This is a genomic window from Proteus genomosp. 4 str. ATCC 51469, assembly GCF_003144375.1.
GTDB lineage: Bacteria > Pseudomonadota > Gammaproteobacteria > Enterobacterales > Enterobacteriaceae > Proteus.
Genome location: NZ_PENV01000001.1, coordinates 210,086 through 227,743, shown reverse-complemented (window position 1 = coordinate 227,743; position 17,658 = coordinate 210,086). Strand labels below are relative to the sequence as shown.

Sequence of the window (17,658 nt, the reverse complement as noted above, 5' to 3'; positions counted from 1 at the left end):
GTACTTCAATATTGTTTGCTTTTGTCATAGAGTAGTTGGTGTTTAGCGTGCAATGTTTAGGCGACAGAGCAACAGCAAGGCTTTTAAAATATATCAGATACTTTTCTCAAGTTAAGTTGTGGTATTAGCTGCCAATAATTAGCGACCAAAATAATAGTGAGGGGCCAAATCGATGGCTTCCATTAGTGAACCCAAACGCTTAAACTCACCTTTAAAGCAATTGATAGCTCCCGTATTGGCATATGGTCTAAGTGCTTCTTCGATAATTTCAGAACGTAGTACAATCGATTTTTTATCAACAGCAACAGCGTGTGGGGCAATGAGCTGTTCAATATAGAAAAAATCTTTATGTAGCCCTGTATGCTCTATTAGCTCGTTGAACAAAGTCTCGTAGAGTATTTGCGTATTTTTAGGTTTATTGTCGACGATTTCAGCTAAGAGACTCAAGGCTAAAATATCCCATGTTTCAAATGGCCAAAGACAAGGGTAGCTTCGGATATAAGTAAGTGCATGAGGTAAATTGGGGTGTTTCTTAGAAGGGCTATATTGGAATAACTTATTCTTTATCATCCATTTTGACCACTTGGGATAGTCCCTTTTGAATAAGTGATTTTTTGAAGTTAGATAAAATTTAGCATTGGTTGTTGCTTGTTTTACTGCGTCTTCTGTTGTTCTTGCCTTTTGGGCTTTTAAGTTGGATTCCTCAAAGAAATTGTGTTCATATTTCTTAATTTTTTGAATTAATTTAGGGTATTTTAACCAAGTCCATGTCGCTTGATTATTTTCAGATGTTGCTGGAGTACGAATAATTACACTACCATCAAGGTTATCAATCTCTTTTGGTAAATAATTTTTTAATAATAATACTACCCAAATATAGCTGTTACCTATCGACGCTTTAAGTAAAAGAAATTCCTCCGTCAGTTTTACCTGAACAACACTATCTACTGGCTGTTCTGATCGAGAATAAATGCTGACCTCGTCTTTATATGTATAACCGTCAATTATACACTCAAACTTTTGGGTAAGACTTGGCAAAAGAATATGGTTGCCTTTGATGAATTTTCTTGCTGTGTCTTTTGCACTACGAATACGTTTTTTTTCAATTTTTTCGTTTTTTTGTGTCAGTAATTTTTCATATTCATCTACAAGCTGATCCCTGCACCACTCATAAAGCCACTTGTAAGGCACTTTGTTGGTTTTTAAATCAAAAAGAGCTTCTTCAATACTACGATTAAGATAAGTACTTAAATCAAACTCAATAGAAGGAATTTTATTTTCTTGGTAATACTTTGTTTTATCTGATTGATTTCTATGAGTGACAAAAACTTCAATTACTATGTTGCCAATATTGGTTTCCAAAAACACATCTGCAACATATTGCCCAATACGAGTTTCTAAGTCTGCATTATATACATTTGCAAGTGCTTCACTTTGGTTCAGTACTTGTCCCTTGTATTGAAAGGATACAGGGGGGATAAAAAGGGACTGAGATTCAAGGAAAAAGTGTTGTGCTACTATGTGAAGTTGGGTCATTAAACAACTATTATTTTCGTTTTTAGAATAATGAGCGAAATGATGTATTGTGCCACTAACTCCATTATTTTTGGCAATAAGGCGGTCTCCGCAGCCAGCGCATACACAATTGCATTTTAAGCCATTTTCTACATGGTCTATATGTCTTAAAGTGTTCAAATCCTTTTGTAATGCATATTTAAGCACCATTATTCCTCTAGACTTAGATGGGTATATCACACATTAATAATCTGATATCAAGTGTATATGTTTCAATAGATTAGAAGTAGATAAATTTGTATCCAATTTATATATCAAATAGTAGAGTTGGATTATCATTTTGCAGTTTTTAGTTGTAAAAATGCGGAAAGTATTATCACCATAATTGACATGTAAGATGTATATTTTTAAGTCTGTAATGAGCGAGGAGCAGAAATTTTGTCCCTTTCATAAAGCACTGGTAAATATCGGCTTTACCCCAAAACCGGGCATGTTGCTTGATTTCCTTAGTCTTAATAAAGTAGCTGTTCACATAACCGACATGGTTCAATTTAAGGGGGGGCCATCGTTAATTATCTAGTGATTTACCAAGAAGTCTCAGTAATATCGTAAATTAAAAATAAATTAAGAGATTAGTTCTCGCTCTCGGTATAGTTGTGTGGTCAGCTTTAATAGAGAGTGGTAAGCTATTGTATATGGCCAATTTGCGACAAATTCGTTACTGGCGACATGGATACAATTAACTATTTTGCCTGTTATAAATACGAAGATGGGGGTTAGGAAACTAATTCGGGTAGACGTTTTTTAACAAGCGCAGCACCCGATAAATTTTCCGCAATGCTCCAAATTTACCCGTGAGTGTGGTGCGGATTTTTTGAGTTAAATCAAGGGGTTGATTTGAATTTAAAGACAAAAAACAAAAAATTCTTGGATGTAACCTCCTACGCACCACTTGCTTATGGAGTGGTTTATTTAGCAAATATTTTGATATTCAGCCTGATTTATGTATTTGTATTCACCAATGACTTCAAAGGTGATTCAATAAGTTATGTGCAATCGTTATATTTTAGTGTCATCACAGTCACCACATTAGGTTTTGGTGATTTGACTCCGAGTCTTGATGCTACCCCACTTCTTCTCGTAGTAACTGCGCAAGTTGTTTTGGGAGTTATTACTATTGGTTTATTCTTGAATTCCATATCTCACAAGCTGGGTGAACGAAAAGACTTTGCCCAAAGAAAATTTGAAGAAGAAGTTGAAAAGAATACCCTGAAAAAGCTACTAACAATTTTAAAGCCAGCGGTTGTCAACTATATGGAAGTTCTCTCCGAAACCTATAAGGTGACAACAACTAGAGTAACAGATGACTTCGTAAAATTAGTTCCTAAAAATCTATTTTCTCAAGAATATTATGATCAAATATCCCTGCAAGATTTCTTTTCAAACGAGACTAGGTATGGGAAAAATGTAATAACTTGGGGAGACTTTATTGAACAAGAGAATAATAAGTTCTCTGCACAGATAGACGACTATTTGAATAAATTTGCCACGTCACTACCCATTGATTTAATTGAGTTACTTGTTGGTTTGAAAAACCATAATTTTCTAAATCATTGGAGGCGAGCTAAACAAATGATCCAGTTAGAGAGAGAGCAAGGGTTCAAGATTCCTCGCATCAACATGTTAACTATTGAACACAGCAGTGTTGAAGTGCCTGAGAAACCGAATTCAATTAGAGACTTCCATGAGAAACTGCTAAACCTAATCGCTCTGCTAGATGAAAATACATCAGGAGAGCACATTCTTATGACTGTTGATTTAAGGAAGGGGGTCACTGCCCCCTCAATTGGCTCTGCTATTGCCGACATTATTAAATTTGCTCCATCTGAGCAGCAAAAAAATTAACAAACTCGTCAATTAGGACGCTCGTAAGCTCGCGCCTATTACGTGAGCGTTATGAAATCGCTATCTATAGCTAGCTTATGTACAGTTCTAACCGTCTTTGTTGTGACTTTTGTCGTCAGTGCGATTGATTCAATTGGTACTGCATCTTCTGGTATAGCTATATCGCTATTAACGGCAAATGTTGCGACAATAGTGGCCATAGTTGTTGTAATAGCTTGGGCTTTGCCTTTGCACTATGTGTTTAAAAATTAGAGAGGCAGGATTTTTATTGGTACTTACTAGATTCTTTAATTCCCTGTGTAATATTCATTTATGGTTTTAATCCGTTCGGTCAAGACTAACGTATTGATCTAATGAAACAAACATTATTTTTCAGCATGTGCGGTCTTATTGGTGCGGCTGTATTCTGATATGTGGCTGTATCGTACACGCATAACAAAGCGCCGAAACAAGGACGCGCTAACATACACAGCTTAGATTTGTACTAGCTGCTTGTCAGATATTGGAGCATAAGAAATGCAAGAATTTTCTCTAGAATTGATTTCAGAGCAAATCCATTACGGAAAAACAAAAGGGTACTTTCAAGAAGTATTATCCTCATATAATAATGGAAACTATCGATCCTCAGTCGTTATGCTTTGGTCAGTAGCAATATGTGACATCGTTTACAAGCTTCAGAGCTTAATAGATTTATACGATGATGCGGCAGCAAAGGAAATTCTTCAAGAAGTTACCACAATCCAAAATGAAGACTACAAGTCATCAGCATGGGAAATAAAACTTCTTGATGATGTTCATGGTAAGACTTTCTTACTAGATACCTCTGAGTATGAAGGCTTACGTTATCTCCAAAAACAAAGGCATCTTTCTGCGCATCCGGTTCTTAATTCAGAGAGGGAGCTTCATTCACCAAACAAAGAAACTGTGCGCTCTCTCCTGAGAAACACTTTGGAAGGGTTGCTTATTAAGCCACCGTTTTATACTCAACGCATAATGAAGGAATTATTGGAAGACCTTGCAGAGTCATCTGATGTTCTTAATAGCAGAGAAAAAGTAAAAAAGTATATTGAAAGTAGGTATCTTAGTAGAACGAGACGGTCAGTAGAGATAAATATTTTTCGTTCTTTGTGGAAGCTAGTTTTTAAACTAGATAATGAGGAATGTGAAAAAAATCGAAAAATAAATCTGCATGCTTTAGAGGTTCTATCCTCTCGGAATATACCTGCAATACCAGCAGAAGTTCAAGGCGACAATGACTATTACAGCAATATAGCATCAACCGGAACACCACTATCTTATCTTGTTTTTTATCTTTCAAAAAACCACCAGATTTATCCATTATTAAGCGACGATGCGCGCCTAAAGATAGAGCATTGCATCAACACTGATGATGTAGGTAAAACAGTTGGTTGGTTTATAAAATCTGATTTAAATGTGCATGGAAATGATGTTGAAGATTGGATAAAGAGTGATGAACATCCTACATTTATTCCGGGGCAATTTGACGTCTTATTAGAAATATCAGATTCAGAGGAGTGGCAGAAAAAATTCTGCCGCATCGTGACTGCGTACTATTCAGTTAGCTATAGCTATGATCAAGCAGACGCTCGGTTTCAGGTCGCAATTCAAAAATATATAGGCTTATTTGATCGCGACTCACTTAGTCATTTAGTAAAACAAATCGAGAACAATGGACAATGTTATGCTCGGGGTAGAGCACGAGAAGACTATGTTGTGATCAAGGCACGTATAGACGAGCTATTTGGTGATGACTTTGATTATGAAGGCGTACCTTCTTTTCGGCATAGAGTGGTAACGGCGGAGTGATGTAATCGTTGATTACTTGTCCTGTCTTTATGGGCAACGGGAATCTAAAGCCTAGATTCGCCTGATGAACCAGCTGATTCCCTTTGCTGATGAAGAAAGTCAGACCAGCGTATGAAAGTCGAACGTCTGAAAATGGCACAGAACCGATGTCTGGATGACGTGTATAACTCTGTGCCATTATAGTACTAATTCAATTTGAACTAGTGCTCATAAGTTACCCAACTAGCGATATCCCTCTTATTCCACCTTCAATAATACTTCCCCTATCAGCCGATTCAATAAAATCAGCCCACCATTGCATCATAGGGCGTCTTTGCTCTAAATAATCACTGCGGTTATAAGCGCGTCTCACTTCGTTTTTATCAACGTGGGCGAGGGCTGCTTCAATTACATCAGGTGGGAAGCCTTGCTCATTTAGGGCGGTACTAGCAATTGAGCGTAGACCATGAGAAACCAATACACCGCCGAATCCAGCGCGTTTTAATGCAGCGTTGACGGTTTGGCTGTTCATGGGGTGGGTGGGCTTAATACGGCTAGGAAAGATAAACTCACGATTACCACTGAGTGGTTTCATTAGCTCTAGAATAGCCAAAGCAGCGTCAGATAACGGAACTGTGTGCTCACGGTTCATTTTCATTCTAACAGCAGGTATCTTCCATTCCTTAGTCTCAAAGTTGATTTCATCCCAACGGGCTTCAGCGGCTTCAGCAGGGCGCGAGATGGTGAGTAGCTGCCACATAAACAAGCATCGAGTAGATAGGCTAATACTAGCTGTACGCATTGTCTGCATGAGTTTTGGTAGCTGATCTGGAGGGATACTTGGCATATTCTTTTTCTTGGGCTTTTCAAACGCTTTACCAATATTGATACTTGGCACAGCATCAATTAAGCCAGTATTTTGAGCATAGATCATCACTTCATTGATTCGCTGACATAGGCGACGAGCAGTTTCTAATGCGCCTCTTGCTTGAACGGGTTGTATTGCTTTAACCAATATATGGGCTTTGATATCAATAACACTGATATCACCAATAGCAGGAAATACGTCACGTTCAAGTGAGCGCCAGATATCTTTACCGTAATCTTCGGTTACGGTGGACTTCTTCACTTCCCACCAACGTTCAGCAACAAGTTGAAAAGTATTTTTCTTTGCTTCTAACGTGTTACGGATTTGTTCTTTCTGGTGATCTTGTGGGTCTATCTGTTTCGCGAGCAATGTTCTTGCTTCAAGTCGGTAACTGCGTGCCTCAGCAAGACTGACCGCAGGATAAGCGCCAAGACTTTTCTTAGCGCGCTTTTTGGTGAGGGGGCGAATATAACGAAATGACCACAGCTTGCTGCCATTGGATTTAACCAATAACTCTAATCCATCTCCATCATAGAGGACATAATCACTCTGTTTTGGTTTCGCTGCATCGATCTCTTTTACCGATAAAGGTTTGGTTTGTCTTGCCATTTTTGATGTTCCATTATTTTAGGCACCTCAAAAACTATAAAGGTTAACGAGGTGCCTATCAAGGTGCCTAAGATGATTGGATTTAATTAGGTGACATCAGACTGCGCAGGACATAAAAAAGCCCGCAACTCATTGAGTTAGCGGGCTTTTCAGTCTTCTTTGGACGTCCTTAGAAGATAATTTGGTGGAGCTGGCGGGAGTTGAACCCGCGTCCGAAATTTCTACATCCTCGGTACTACATGCTTAGTCTATCTTTAATTTCACTTACCCACTGCGGACAGACGCGCCATGAATAAGCTAGCTTGATTAAGTTTAACGCTTTGACCCCAAGCTAGGTCTCCACGCGATCTCTTTTGGGTTTGACCTCTCTTGATCCCCGTCTTAAGAGCGGAAGCTAGGGAGAGAGGGCTCTAAGCAGGTTATTAAGCTGCTAGTGCTTCGTACTGATTGTCGTTTGCGACTATCTTTTTTGCGGCTTTTTACGAGGCCAACCGCCCCTCGGCATGCACCTTGGGTTTCGCAAATCCCGTCGAATCCAGAATCAGCCCCAAGTTGTTGAAAGCGAGTATATCAGAAAAATACTTGTAATTGCTAGTACTTAACGAAATTTAGCGGTTAGCATTTTTCATGATACGTGCTTTGTCTAATTTCCACTCACGATCTTTAATGGTATCGCGTTTATCGTGATCTTTTTTACCTTTGGCTACGCCAATTTTAATTTTACACCATGCATTCTTCCAATAAAGAGAAAGAGCAACGACGGTGTATCCATCACGATTGATTTGACCGTAAAGTGAATCTAATTCGCGTTGTTTTAATAATAGTTTACGGGTACGAGTCGGGTCACAAACGACATGGCTTGATGCAACATTTAAAGGAGTAATGGTTGCACCAAAAAGATAAGCTTCGCCATCACGCATGATAACATAGCTATCACTGATGTTTGCTTTACCGGCACGCAGTGATTTAACTTCCCAGCCTTGTAACGACAGACCCGCTTCAATCTCATCTTCGATGAAATATTCATGGCGAGCACGTTTGTTTAACGCAATGGTCGCGGAACCAGGTTTGTGTGATTTTTTCTTTGTCATAATGTCCACATTATACTGTATGAGCAATAGAAAGAAATCATTTAACCGACTGTTTTCTTTTCAATTGCATAAAACTTAAGCTATATTCCATTAGATTTTTAATTAGTCACTGTTCAATGATATGATCCACACAGTGTTGTCGTACAGGAATAACTATGCCTCAGATTAGTCGATCTGCTCTCGTCCCTTTTAGCACAGAGCAAATGTTTAAACTGGTTAATGATGTTCTTACTTATCCTGATTTTCTACCAGGATGCGTTGGAAGTAAACTGATCAAAAGCACACCAGAAGAAATGATTGCATCAATAAATGTCTCAAAAGCGGGAATTAGTAAAACATTTACTACCCATAACTTTTTAAAGACTAATGAACGTGTTGATATGCGTCTTGTTGATGGCCCCTTTCGTAAATTGACTGGGGGGTGGGTGTTTACCGCACTTGATGATAATGCGTGTAAGATAGAATTTCAGCTAGACTTTGAGTTCACTAATAAATTAATTGAGTTAGCTTTTGGCCGTATTTTTAAAGATTTAACGAACAATATGGTTCAAGCATTTACTCACAGAGCGAAAGAGATCTATCGTGACTAAAATATGGGTAGAGGTAACCTATGCGTTGCCCGATAAACAGTATCTTATCCCTGTAGAACTAACGCTAGGGGACACTGTTGAACAAGCCATTATTGCTTCAAATATCTTAACTATTTGTAATGATATTGATTTAACTAAGAATAAAGTTGGTATTTATAGTCGGCCAGCAAAGCTAAGTGATAATGTGAGAGACGGTGATAGAGTTGAAATTTATCGACCTTTAATTGCCGACCCTAAAGAAATGCGTCGTAAGCGTGCTGAAAAAGCACGACAAAAAGCGGAGTAACACCATGCTTTTGCCCAATATAGGGGCGCTACATACTGCATTGATAGGCGCTTGATTACAGACAGATACAATAAAAGACAACACTGCTATAAAGTAATTTCTCTTTATAAAAACACACCCCAACGTCAAATTTAACGTATGGGGTGCAATTCGCTTTTGCCAATCTTATATAAAACTAAGCTTTCTTAGCACTGTAATCACATTACGATTTAGTTGCAGGTGCTGAGAAATTAGGCATATTGCCTTGCTTGTCAATCTTAGTCAGTATGCCATTGCTATCAAAAGTTAGTGTCAGCGTTTCTTGACGTACTTTCTGGTGACCTGGCTCCTCACGGAAAACATAATACCAAGTTTGGCTTCCGAAAGGATCTTTAAGCATTGGCGTACCAAGGGCAAATTGAACTTGCTGCTGTGTCATTCCTTGCTGAACTTTTGCGACTTCGGCTGGTGTTAAATAATTTCCCTGATTGATATCTGGGTGATAAACCAGTCTCTCGAACATAGAGCAACCTGAAGTCATTACGACTAAAGATAAGGCGGCAACTTTTAACAGTTTAAAACGCATGGTTATTACATTCCTTTTAGGGTCATAGTGACGATGATAATCGACAACGCAGCAATTGAAAACCTTTCACGCTCTGCCTATGACCCTAAATATCAATAAAAGTTTGTTAATCGTTATGCAGCCAACAAATCTTTCGCATTTGCTAAGGTATTTTTGGTGACTTCACTTCCTGCTAATAAACGGGCGAGCTCTTGTAATCGTTCTTTTTTCGATAATAGTTTCATTGTGGTTTCTGTCTCTTCACCGTTGGTTTCTTTATTAACAAAATAGTGTTGATGTCCACAACCCGCGACTTGAGGTAAGTGAGTAACACACATTACTTGAGTTGACTCACCCAACTCTCGCAATAATTTACCTACAATAGCGGCTGTAGGGCCACTGATCCCCACATCTACTTCATCGAAAATTAGAGCTGGTGTATCCATTTTTTTCGCTGTGATCACTTGTATTGCGAGCGCAATGCGAGATAACTCACCACCAGAAGCCACTTTAGAAAGCGCTTGGTGAGGTTGTCCTGGATTAGTAGTGACATTAAATTCAACTTTTGTGGCGCCATCGATTTGCAGTGAACTGTCATCAAAGTAAGTATCAACGGTAAAGTAACCATGAGGCATTGATAACTGATGCATACTGTTTGTGATAAGTTGGCTTAGTTCATTAGCATATTGTTGGCGAACTTGATGTAATTGTTTAGCAACATCTAACGCCATTAAATGATCTGCCTTTACTTGTTCGATTAACGTTTCACAATCATCATTTTGGCGAAGTAAGGCATTTTTCTCTTCAATTAATTGCTGATGAAGATCATATAATTCTTCAGGTGCTACGCGATGTTTACGTGACAAACTAATGTATTTAGACATGCGTTTTTCAACTTCAAATAAGCGATTAGGGTCCATTTCTAAACGATCACTATAGTGGCGAAGTTCGTCACTCACTTCACTAATTTGGATTGAGGCTTCTTCTAGCATCTCTAACAATGAATTAAATTGACTCTCCATAGAGGTGAGCTCTGCAATTTCATGTTTAACGACATTGAGCATACTTAAAATATTTTGTTCTTCGTTGTCGCTTAAGAGTTGTAAGCTATTTTGGCTTAGGGTCAAAAATTGTCCGCAGTTAGATAGGCGTTTATATTCTTGATCTAATTCAGGATATTCACCTTGTACTGGTTGAAACTCGTTAAGCTCTTTTAAATGATAATCAACCAGTTGTTGCCTTGCTTCTCTTTCTAGGGAAAGTTGTTGAAACGAGGCCAATGTCTGACAACTTTGATGCCATGTTTGATAGGCTAATTTCATGCTTTTTAATAAAGCAGGCTCATGAGCATAAATATCAAGCAGTTGTTTTTGATAACGAGGTTCTAAAAGTTGCTGATGAGCATGTTGCCCATGAATTTGGATAAGTAAAGAACCTAGCTCTCTTAATTGTGAAAGGGGCACGGAAGTACCGTTTATAAAACCACGAGAACGCCCATCAGCGGAGATGGTTCTTCTTAATAGGCATTCGTTATGATCATCAAGATGATGTTCTTCAAGCCAACGTTGTGCTGATGGCGTGTCAGAGAGTGAGAATCGTGCGCATAAATCAGCTCTAGCTGCACCTGGGCGCACCATATTAGCATCACCACGGTTACCTAAGCATAAACCTAGTGCATCAATGGCAATAGATTTACCGGCACCCGTTTCACCCGTAATGGTCGTCATGCCGCCAGAAAAATCGATTTCAAGTTCACGGACTATGGCAAAATGACTAATAGTTAATTGAGTCAGCATAGTGCCTCTCCTGTGTATAAAAACATATCTGTAATTACATACAGTATAAACTGGTTTTTTATACAGTAAAGTAGTGAGGCACAAAAATTAGAACATTTTTTTTGACCACCCTAATTTTGAGCTGAGTGTATTAAAATAATTGTAATCAGTCGGATGAACCAAATTGAGTTTTTGACGGCTACGTTTAATGATAACTTCATCGCCTTCTTTAATAGGTAATACTAATTGGCTATCACAACTTACTTCGTAATCGATATTCGTTTGTGAGAATTTTAGACGAATTTGACTATCACTACTGATAACTAAAGGGCGTGCTGACAAGGTATGGGGAAACATAGGTACAAGCGCAATAGCATCAAGATTAGGCGTTAAAATAGGGCCACCAGCAGACAATGAATAGGCGGTTGAACCTGTGGGGGTAGCTATAATTAAGCCGTCAGAACGCTGTGAAAAGGCAAAGCGATCATCAATATAAACCTCAAACTCAATCATATGAGCCACTTTACCAGGATGAAGAACCACTTCATTTATTGCTGTACCAATACGTGTTCTTTGACCTTCAGCGCAGACTCGAGCTTCAAGTAAGAACCGTTTTTCTTCACGATAGTGTCCTGCTAAGACATTAGTTAATTGTTGTAAGGCATTATCAGGATCAAGATCAGTAAGAAAACCTAAGTTACCACGGTTAACGCCAATTACTTTGATATTATAGCGAGATAACACTCGCGCAGCACCGAGCATGTTGCCATCACCTCCGACGACAATCACGAGATCAGCGACTTTACCCACTTGTGTTAAATCACCCGTTTGTGCATTTTCAAGTTTTAGCTCATGAGCGACTTGTGTATCAATAATAACATCATAGCCTTGAGCTTGTAGCCAATGATAAAGCATTTCATGTGTTGAAAGTGCCTCTGGATGGCGAGGATGGCCGACAATGCCAATACATTTAAAGTGTTTTTTTTCCGTTACGGTATTATCTGGCATTTTTTTACCCTCGTTTTGCGCCAATTCCTTGAAACCCGTTTATTGATCCCCATAATAAACTAAATATGAAGATGAATACCAAAACTACGCGGAGATGTTCATGAGTAGTAAAGAACAAAATGTACATGAAGAGCAAGTCTCAAAAGAAAAAGAAGGAATGGGATCAGTAATGGATGAATCTCAAGAGCAGGTAATGACCGAAGAAGCACAAGCGGATTTTAATGCTCAAGCTGAATTAGTTGAGGCATTAGCGCGTATTGATTCTCTTGAAAAACAACTGGAGCAATCACAAAAAACAGAGCGTGAAGCTATGGCTCGTGCTTTGGCTGAAGTTGAAAATGTGCGTCGCCGTACTCAACAAGATATTGAGAAAGCTCATAAATTTGCACTTGAAAAATTTTCTAATGAATTATTGCCAGTACTTGATAATTTAGAGCGCGCTTTATCTGCTGCTGATCATGAAAATGAATCGCAAAAACCAATGATTGAAGGGTTAGAGTTAACACTGAAGTCATTCTTAGATGCCGTGCGTAAATTTGGCATTGAAGTCGTTGAAGAAAAAAATGTGGCATTTAACCCTGATGTTCACCAAGCGATGACATTGATTGATAGTCCTGAACATGAATCTAATCATGTTGTTGATGTTATGCAAAAAGGATATACCTTAAATGGTCGTTTATTACGTCCAGCTATGGTTATCGTTTCTAAATAGCATTAATAAAAGTATTCGTTATCACACGTTTTATTCAGTGTAGATAAAGTAAACCGCACAATACGAAGTTTATAAATCTTCAAGTTATTGTGCGGTTTTATATTTTTTTAAAGGCTGGTCTTACTCAATCGCGTCAAGATACCAATTGATAGGTGTTCGGCCTTGTTGCTGTAAAATATCATTAGCCTGTTTAAAATGACCACAGCCTAAAAAGCCTCTATGTGCAGAAAGTGGTGATGGGTGAGGTGCTTTTAAGATAACGTGTTTATTTGTATCAATAAAACGACCTTTTTTCTGAGCATGGGCTCCCCAAAGTAGGAAAATAACCCCTTCTCTACGTTGATTAATCTGCTCAATAACAGCATCTGTGAATATTTCCCAACCATAATTAGCGTGAGAATGTGCTTGGCCTTTCTCTACGGTCAATACGGTATTAAGCAATAAAACACCTTGTTTTGCCCAACTTTCTAAGTAGCCATGGTTAGGGCGCTTAAAATCAGGGTATTCTTTTTCAAGCTCTTTATACATATTAACTAGTGAAGGGGGGGCAGGTACACCAGGGCGTACTGAAAAAGAGAGTCCATGAGCTTGGTTTGGGCCATGATAAGGATCTTGTCCTAAAATAACCACATTCACATTTTCAAAAGGCGTAAAACGAAAAGCATTAAAAACGTCTTCTTGAGGGGGATAAATAATTTTGCCTGCTTCTCTTTGTTGTGCGACTTGAGACATAATTTGATGAAAGTAAGGCTTCTCTTTTTCAGCACCTATTACATCATGCCAAGTTAATGCGGTAGTCATAACATAAAATCCTTATTGATATCTTATAGTGCCTAAGCTTACAGATTTCATTGAATGAATGAAAATATAATGGTTTAAAAATTAGAATTAATTGAATTTTCAAATTTTCTTTTAAAATTTACAAAAAAAATTGCAAATCAAGAAAGGGCGATTGTTGATTTAAAACAACACTTTGCACCTTGATTGATAAAGTGCTTATGAATTTTATTGATATTAGTCAAAGAATGACGCCATTTATACTGGTATATAAGTAGACAGAAACATTGGTTAGACCAAATACCCAAGTTCTGATACGAGATTAGAATTTGATTTTGCGCCCATATTGGAGGTCGAAATGATTACTGGTATCCAAATTACTAAAGCTGATAACGACGATTTATTACACTCTTTCTGGTTATTAGATGATGAAAACGGCGAAGCTCGTTGCATCTGTGCTAAAAAAGGCTTTGAAGAAGGCCAAGTGATTAACCGTAAAGAGTTAGGCAATATCGAATACCGTGAAGTGCCTGTAGAATCTAAACCGGTTGTTCGTGTAGAAGGTGGTCAACACCTTAACGTTAACGTGTTAAGCCGTGAAACACTGGAAGATGCAGTTAACAACCCTGAGAAATATCCTCAATTAACTATTCGTGTTTCTGGTTATGCAGTGCGTTTTAACTCACTGACTCCAGAACAGCAACGTGATGTTATTACTCGTACTTTCACTGAAAGCCTGTAATTTTCACTAAAGTAATAAGTTAATGATAAAGCTCGATATGAAAATATCGGGCTTTTTTTATGCACAATAAGTGTTATTAAATAAAAAACCGTAGCGATATTAATTCGCTACGGTTCTAAATAAATGAAGAAATAATGCAGATTATTCGCTATCAGTCAGTGTTTCTTTTGCTGAATTTACTGGTGCTGCACTTTTTGTCGTGCTATTGGTGGCCGTTTTACGACGCTTGCCAATATTTTTACGATCGCGAGCGCGTACTTTTTCTTTGACTGCTTTTTTCTCTTCGTCTTTTTTCGCTTTACGTTTAGCCAGTACTTTTTTAGATGGCTTAAAGGTTGCTTTTTGACTCGGTGCTTTAGTGGTTGGACGTAGTTCAGCGACGACACGGTATTTTATTGGCTCTTGAACATAACGGCCAATCTTGCCTAATAATGGGTGATCGTGTGCTTCAACCAATGAAATGGCGATACCTTTACGACCAGCACGTCCTGTACGACCAATACGGTGCAAATAAACATCAGCAGTGCGAGGTAAATCAAAGTTAAACACATGGGTGATGTCGTCCAAATCAAGACCACGAGAAGCAACATCTGTCGCGACCAATACATTCATTTGGCCTGATTCTAATCGTTTTATTGCATCATTACGTTGTGTTTGCGCCATCTCACCTTCAAGATAGCTACATTTAATACCTTGTTTTTCTAACGCAGAAACGAGCTCTCTTACTCGCTCTCTTTTACGCACAAAGACAATCGATTTTTTAACATCGTCTTGCTTTAGTAATGCGGCCAGTAATGCTGTTTTATGTTCAAGATTATCTGCATGATAATAGAACTGCTGAATTTTTTTACGTTCACGGCGTGAAGGGTCAGCATTCAGTTCAACGGGCTCATTGAGGATACGTTGTGCAAAATCAATGACGGCATTACCTTCAAGTGTTGCTGAGAATAGTAATGTCTGTTTGCGCCAGCGAGTTTCGCCCGCGATGGTTTCAATATCATTAGCAAAACCCATATCTAACATGCGGTCTGCTTCATCTAAAATCAGCATTTCTACCGCACGGCAGTCAAAGTTTTCTTCTTTGATGTACTGTAATAAACGACCTGTTGTTGCAACAACGATATCTTGGTTTTCGCTGAAGACTTCAGCATGATTCATATAAGCAACACCGCCCGTGATAGTGGCGATATCTAAATGTGTGTGCGCACATAATTCTTTTGCCTGCTCGGCAACTTGCATAGCAAGTTCGCGTGTTGGTGTCAGTATAAGAATACGTGGCGGGCCTGATTTTTTACGTGGGTAATCAAGCAAGTGTTGAATTGCCGGAAGCAAAAAGGCCGCAGTTTTCCCTGTGCCTGTTGGCGCAGAGCCTAAAATATCACGTCCATCCATTGCTGCTGGAATAGCATCTGCTTGAATTGCAGTAGGACGTTGATATCCTTTTTCTTCTAATGCGGTCAATAAACTTTCATCAAGTTCAAGACTAGAAAATGTCGTGGCTGTCATTGTATACCTCTGTTTAGGGCGCGGATTTTGACATTATCCCCTGCTAAAAGCCAGCGGATTTACCGCTATCACATTATATATTACCGATAGACGAAGGTATTCGTTGTTTTTAGGCTTAATCTAAATAAGCGCGCATCGTATACAAATAGTTTAATGTTAAGATAGGGGTTGCAGAAGCGTTATCATACCATATATCTCTTTTTCAATGACATGAATGATAAGTAATAAAAAAGAGATAGTAAGACGAATCAATAGAGCCTATAGATGAATCAAAAGAAAGTGAAAAAAGCGGGATTACGCAAAGGTGGTTTTACATTTAAACAATTTTTTGTTGCTCATGATAAGTGTGAAATGAAAGTAGGGACAGATGGCGTTTTATTAGGAGCCTGGGCACCTATCGAGAATGTAAAAAGAGCTCTTGATATCGGTACGGGGAGTGGATTAGTTGCTTTAATGTTGGCCCAACGGGCTAACCAAATTGAATGTATTGATGGCATTGAACTTGATGAAAATGCAGCATTACAAGCTACAGACAATGCCCAAGCATCACAATGGTGTTCATTAATTCATATTTATCATTGTGATATTCATCATTATGCAGAACAAACACAAGGTAAGTATGATTTAATTGTCAGTAATCCCCCTTATTTTGAGCCGGCAATTGCTTGTCGTAATGATGTTCGTGAACAAGCTCGTTATACTAAAACGTTAACGCATGAGGGATTATTGGACAGTGCGCAATCACTTATTACAGATGATGGTTTATTTTGTGTTGTGTTGCCCTATGTTATTGGTGAACAATTTATTGAAATAGCAGAAAAAAAAGAGTGGAATATTGTCAAGCGAGTGAATATCAAAGATAGCGCAGACAAACCTTACCATCGAATATTGTTAGCATTTCAAAGACAAAGTGAAAGTTGCATTGAATGTAATATAGAAGAGCTTATTATTCGTCATAATGAAGGTCATTACACTGATAAGTTTCAATCTTGGGTAACTGACTTTTATTTATATTATTAAATCTATATTTAATAATGCCTTGTTTAAGATAATATATATTGTTGTAAGTAATCGTATATATCTAAATAATATCATTGTGTTATCGTTTCTTTATTGGCAAATTGCATATTGGCTGGTGATCACCATGATAATTTTTTTGTGATTCATCTCTTAAAATAATGATTGAATTGAACTTCATACTATTTTTACGCTCTAAGTCATGTAGCTCATAAAAAACGAGAAGGAATAACGAGAGTAAATATGACGGAGTCATTTAAAAATAGTGCGAAGCTAGACTTCGGGAGAGTCCATCTCTAATGAGCGAGCAGTTAACGGACCAAATGTTGGTTGAAAAGGTACAAAATGGTGACCAGAATGCGTTTAATTTGCTGGTTATCCGCTATCAACACAAGGTAGCAAGCCTGATTTCCCGTTATGTACCACAGGGTGATGTGCCAGATGTTTCGCAGGAAGCCTTTATTAAAGCTTACCGAGCCATAGGTTCTTTTCGTGGTGATAGTGCTTTTTATACATGGCTTTACCGCATTGCGGTGAATACCGCAAAAAATTATCTGGTGGCACAAGGGCGACGTCCGCCTTCAAATGATTTAGATGCGAGTGATGTCGAAAATTTTGAATCACCAAACGCATTAAAAGAAATTTCGAACCCTGAGAATTTAATGTTGTCTGAAGAGTTACGGAGAGTGGTTTTTCACACCATAGAGTCATTACCTGAAGATCTAAGGGTTGCTATAACACTTCGGGAACTTGACGGACTGAGCTATGAAGAGATAGCCGTCATTATGGATTGCCCTGTCGGAACAGTACGTTCACGTATTTTTAGGGCGCGAGAAGCTATTGATAATAAGGTTCAACCATTAATACAAGAGTTTTGATTGTGGGTGAACCATCATTGACTGAAGGG

16 protein-coding genes and 1 other RNA gene are annotated in these 17,658 nt (G+C 38.4%); 8 read left to right on the top strand and 9 right to left on the bottom strand.

Annotated features, from left to right (window positions below; all coding sequences use genetic code 11):
- Window positions 1-138: 138 nt before the first annotated feature.
- The gene (locus tag DK866_RS01065; protein WP_162556963.1) at window positions 139-1,722 is read right to left on the bottom strand and encodes a hypothetical protein; all 1,584 of its coding nucleotides are present in this window, start codon (window positions 1,720-1,722) and stop codon (window positions 139-141) included.
- A gap of 690 nt (window positions 1,723-2,412) precedes the next feature.
- On the opposite strand from DK866_RS01065, the gene DK866_RS01055 reads away from it, so the two are divergent.
- Window positions 2,413-3,420 (top strand): potassium channel family protein, encoded by a 1,008-nt coding sequence (locus DK866_RS01055; protein WP_162556962.1) that lies wholly within the window; start codon window positions 2,413-2,415, stop codon window positions 3,418-3,420.
- Window positions 3,421-3,936: 516 nt separating this feature from the next.
- Complete coding sequence (locus tag DK866_RS01050) at window positions 3,937-5,247, top strand: hypothetical protein (protein ID WP_109407357.1); 1,311 nt, start codon at window positions 3,937-3,939, stop codon at window positions 5,245-5,247.
- Between the two features lie 214 nt (window positions 5,248-5,461).
- Here DK866_RS01050 and DK866_RS01045 read toward each other — a convergent pair whose 3' ends face one another.
- From DK866_RS01045 to smpB, 3 genes are all read right to left on the bottom strand, one after another.
- Window positions 5,462-6,703 carry an integrase domain-containing protein gene (locus DK866_RS01045; protein ID WP_109407356.1) on the bottom strand — a complete coding sequence of 414 codons (1,242 nt, stop codon included), beginning with the start codon at window positions 6,701-6,703 and terminating at the stop codon, window positions 5,462-5,464.
- A 182-nt stretch (window positions 6,704-6,885) separates the two neighbouring features.
- Window positions 6,886-7,252, bottom strand: a transfer-messenger RNA (tmRNA) gene (ssrA, locus tag DK866_RS01040).
- 59 nt (window positions 7,253-7,311) lie between these two features.
- Window positions 7,312-7,794: an SsrA-binding protein SmpB gene (smpB, locus tag DK866_RS01035; protein WP_109407355.1), complete on the bottom strand. Its 483-nt coding sequence runs from the start codon at window positions 7,792-7,794 to the stop codon at window positions 7,312-7,314.
- 155 nt (window positions 7,795-7,949) lie between these two features.
- On the opposite strand from smpB, the gene DK866_RS01030 reads away from it, so the two are divergent.
- Window positions 7,950-8,384, top strand: coding sequence for an SRPBCC family protein (locus DK866_RS01030; protein ID WP_006533588.1), 435 nt, complete (start codon window positions 7,950-7,952; stop codon window positions 8,382-8,384).
- Window positions 8,374-8,670, top strand: coding sequence for an RnfH family protein (locus DK866_RS01025; protein ID WP_409076898.1), 297 nt, complete (start codon window positions 8,374-8,376; stop codon window positions 8,668-8,670). Before DK866_RS01030 ends, DK866_RS01025 begins: the two co-directional genes overlap by 11 nt.
- A 202-nt stretch (window positions 8,671-8,872) precedes the next feature.
- Here the strand turns inward: DK866_RS01025 and bamE are convergent, their stop codons facing one another.
- From bamE to nadK, 3 genes are all read right to left on the bottom strand, one after another.
- On the bottom strand, window positions 8,873-9,235 hold the full coding sequence (bamE, locus tag DK866_RS01020) for an outer membrane protein assembly factor BamE (RefSeq protein ID WP_023581587.1): 363 nt from the start codon (window positions 9,233-9,235) through the stop codon (window positions 8,873-8,875).
- A 113-nt stretch (window positions 9,236-9,348) separates the two neighbouring features.
- On the bottom strand, window positions 9,349-11,010 hold the full coding sequence (gene recN / locus DK866_RS01015) for a DNA repair protein RecN (protein ID WP_109407353.1): 1,662 nt from the start codon (window positions 11,008-11,010) through the stop codon (window positions 9,349-9,351).
- Between the two features lie 87 nt (window positions 11,011-11,097).
- Window positions 11,098-11,997 (bottom strand): NAD(+) kinase, encoded by a 900-nt coding sequence (gene nadK / locus DK866_RS01010; RefSeq protein WP_109407352.1) that lies wholly within the window; start codon window positions 11,995-11,997, stop codon window positions 11,098-11,100.
- 100 nt (window positions 11,998-12,097) lie between these two features.
- Between nadK and grpE the strand changes: the two genes are divergently transcribed.
- Window positions 12,098-12,709 carry a nucleotide exchange factor GrpE gene (grpE, locus tag DK866_RS01005; protein WP_109407351.1) on the top strand — a complete coding sequence of 204 codons (612 nt, stop codon included), beginning with the start codon at window positions 12,098-12,100 and terminating at the stop codon, window positions 12,707-12,709.
- Window positions 12,710-12,829: 120 nt separating this feature from the next.
- On the opposite strand, the gene ung is transcribed toward grpE, so the two are convergent.
- Window positions 12,830-13,510 carry a uracil-DNA glycosylase gene (gene ung / locus DK866_RS01000; protein ID WP_072068730.1) on the bottom strand — a complete coding sequence of 227 codons (681 nt, stop codon included), beginning with the start codon at window positions 13,508-13,510 and terminating at the stop codon, window positions 12,830-12,832.
- 334 nt (window positions 13,511-13,844) lie between these two features.
- Here ung and grcA point away from each other — a divergent pair, with 334 nt between their 5' ends.
- Entirely contained in the window at window positions 13,845-14,228 is a 384-nt protein-coding gene (grcA, locus tag DK866_RS00990; RefSeq protein ID WP_023581591.1) for an autonomous glycyl radical cofactor GrcA, read from the top strand.
- Between the two features lie 141 nt (window positions 14,229-14,369).
- Here grcA and srmB read toward each other — a convergent pair whose 3' ends face one another.
- Entirely contained in the window at window positions 14,370-15,734 is a 1,365-nt protein-coding gene (srmB, locus tag DK866_RS00985) for an ATP-dependent RNA helicase SrmB (protein WP_109407349.1), read from the bottom strand.
- A gap of 264 nt (window positions 15,735-15,998) precedes the next feature.
- Between srmB and trmN the strand changes: the two genes are divergently transcribed.
- A complete protein-coding gene (gene trmN, locus DK866_RS00980; protein ID WP_109407348.1) occupies window positions 15,999-16,754 on the top strand; it encodes a tRNA(1)(Val) (adenine(37)-N(6))-methyltransferase TrmN in 756 nt (251 codons plus the stop codon).
- A 296-nt stretch (window positions 16,755-17,050) separates the two neighbouring features.
- Complete coding sequence (gene rpoE, locus DK866_RS00975) at window positions 17,051-17,629, top strand: RNA polymerase sigma factor RpoE (protein WP_023581594.1); 579 nt, start codon at window positions 17,051-17,053, stop codon at window positions 17,627-17,629.
- The last annotated feature ends 29 nt before the right edge of the window (window positions 17,630-17,658 follow it).

Coding starts and splice junctions, on each gene's coding strand:
- DK866_RS01050 (WP_109407357.1), top strand. CDS start 3,937: ATGCAAGAATTTTCTCTAGAATTGATTTCAGAGCAAATCCATTACGGA.
- DK866_RS01045 (WP_109407356.1), bottom strand. CDS start 6,703: ATGGCAAGACAAACCAAACCTTTATCGGTAAAAGAGATCGATGCAGCG.
- smpB (WP_109407355.1), bottom strand. CDS start 7,794: ATGACAAAGAAAAAATCACACAAACCTGGTTCCGCGACCATTGCGTTA.
- DK866_RS01030 (WP_006533588.1), top strand. CDS start 7,950: ATGCCTCAGATTAGTCGATCTGCTCTCGTCCCTTTTAGCACAGAGCAA.
- bamE (WP_023581587.1), bottom strand. CDS start 9,235: ATGCGTTTTAAACTGTTAAAAGTTGCCGCCTTATCTTTAGTCGTAATG.
- recN (WP_109407353.1), bottom strand. CDS start 11,010: ATGCTGACTCAATTAACTATTAGTCATTTTGCCATAGTCCGTGAACTT.
- nadK (WP_109407352.1), bottom strand. CDS start 11,997: ATGCCAGATAATACCGTAACGGAAAAAAAACACTTTAAATGTATTGGC.
- grpE (WP_109407351.1), top strand. CDS start 12,098: ATGAGTAGTAAAGAACAAAATGTACATGAAGAGCAAGTCTCAAAAGAA.
- ung (WP_072068730.1), bottom strand. CDS start 13,510: ATGACTACCGCATTAACTTGGCATGATGTAATAGGTGCTGAAAAAGAG.
- grcA (WP_023581591.1), top strand. CDS start 13,845: ATGATTACTGGTATCCAAATTACTAAAGCTGATAACGACGATTTATTA.
- srmB (WP_109407349.1), bottom strand. CDS start 15,734: ATGACAGCCACGACATTTTCTAGTCTTGAACTTGATGAAAGTTTATTG.
- trmN (WP_109407348.1), top strand. CDS start 15,999: ATGAATCAAAAGAAAGTGAAAAAAGCGGGATTACGCAAAGGTGGTTTT.
- rpoE (WP_023581594.1), top strand. CDS start 17,051: ATGAGCGAGCAGTTAACGGACCAAATGTTGGTTGAAAAGGTACAAAAT.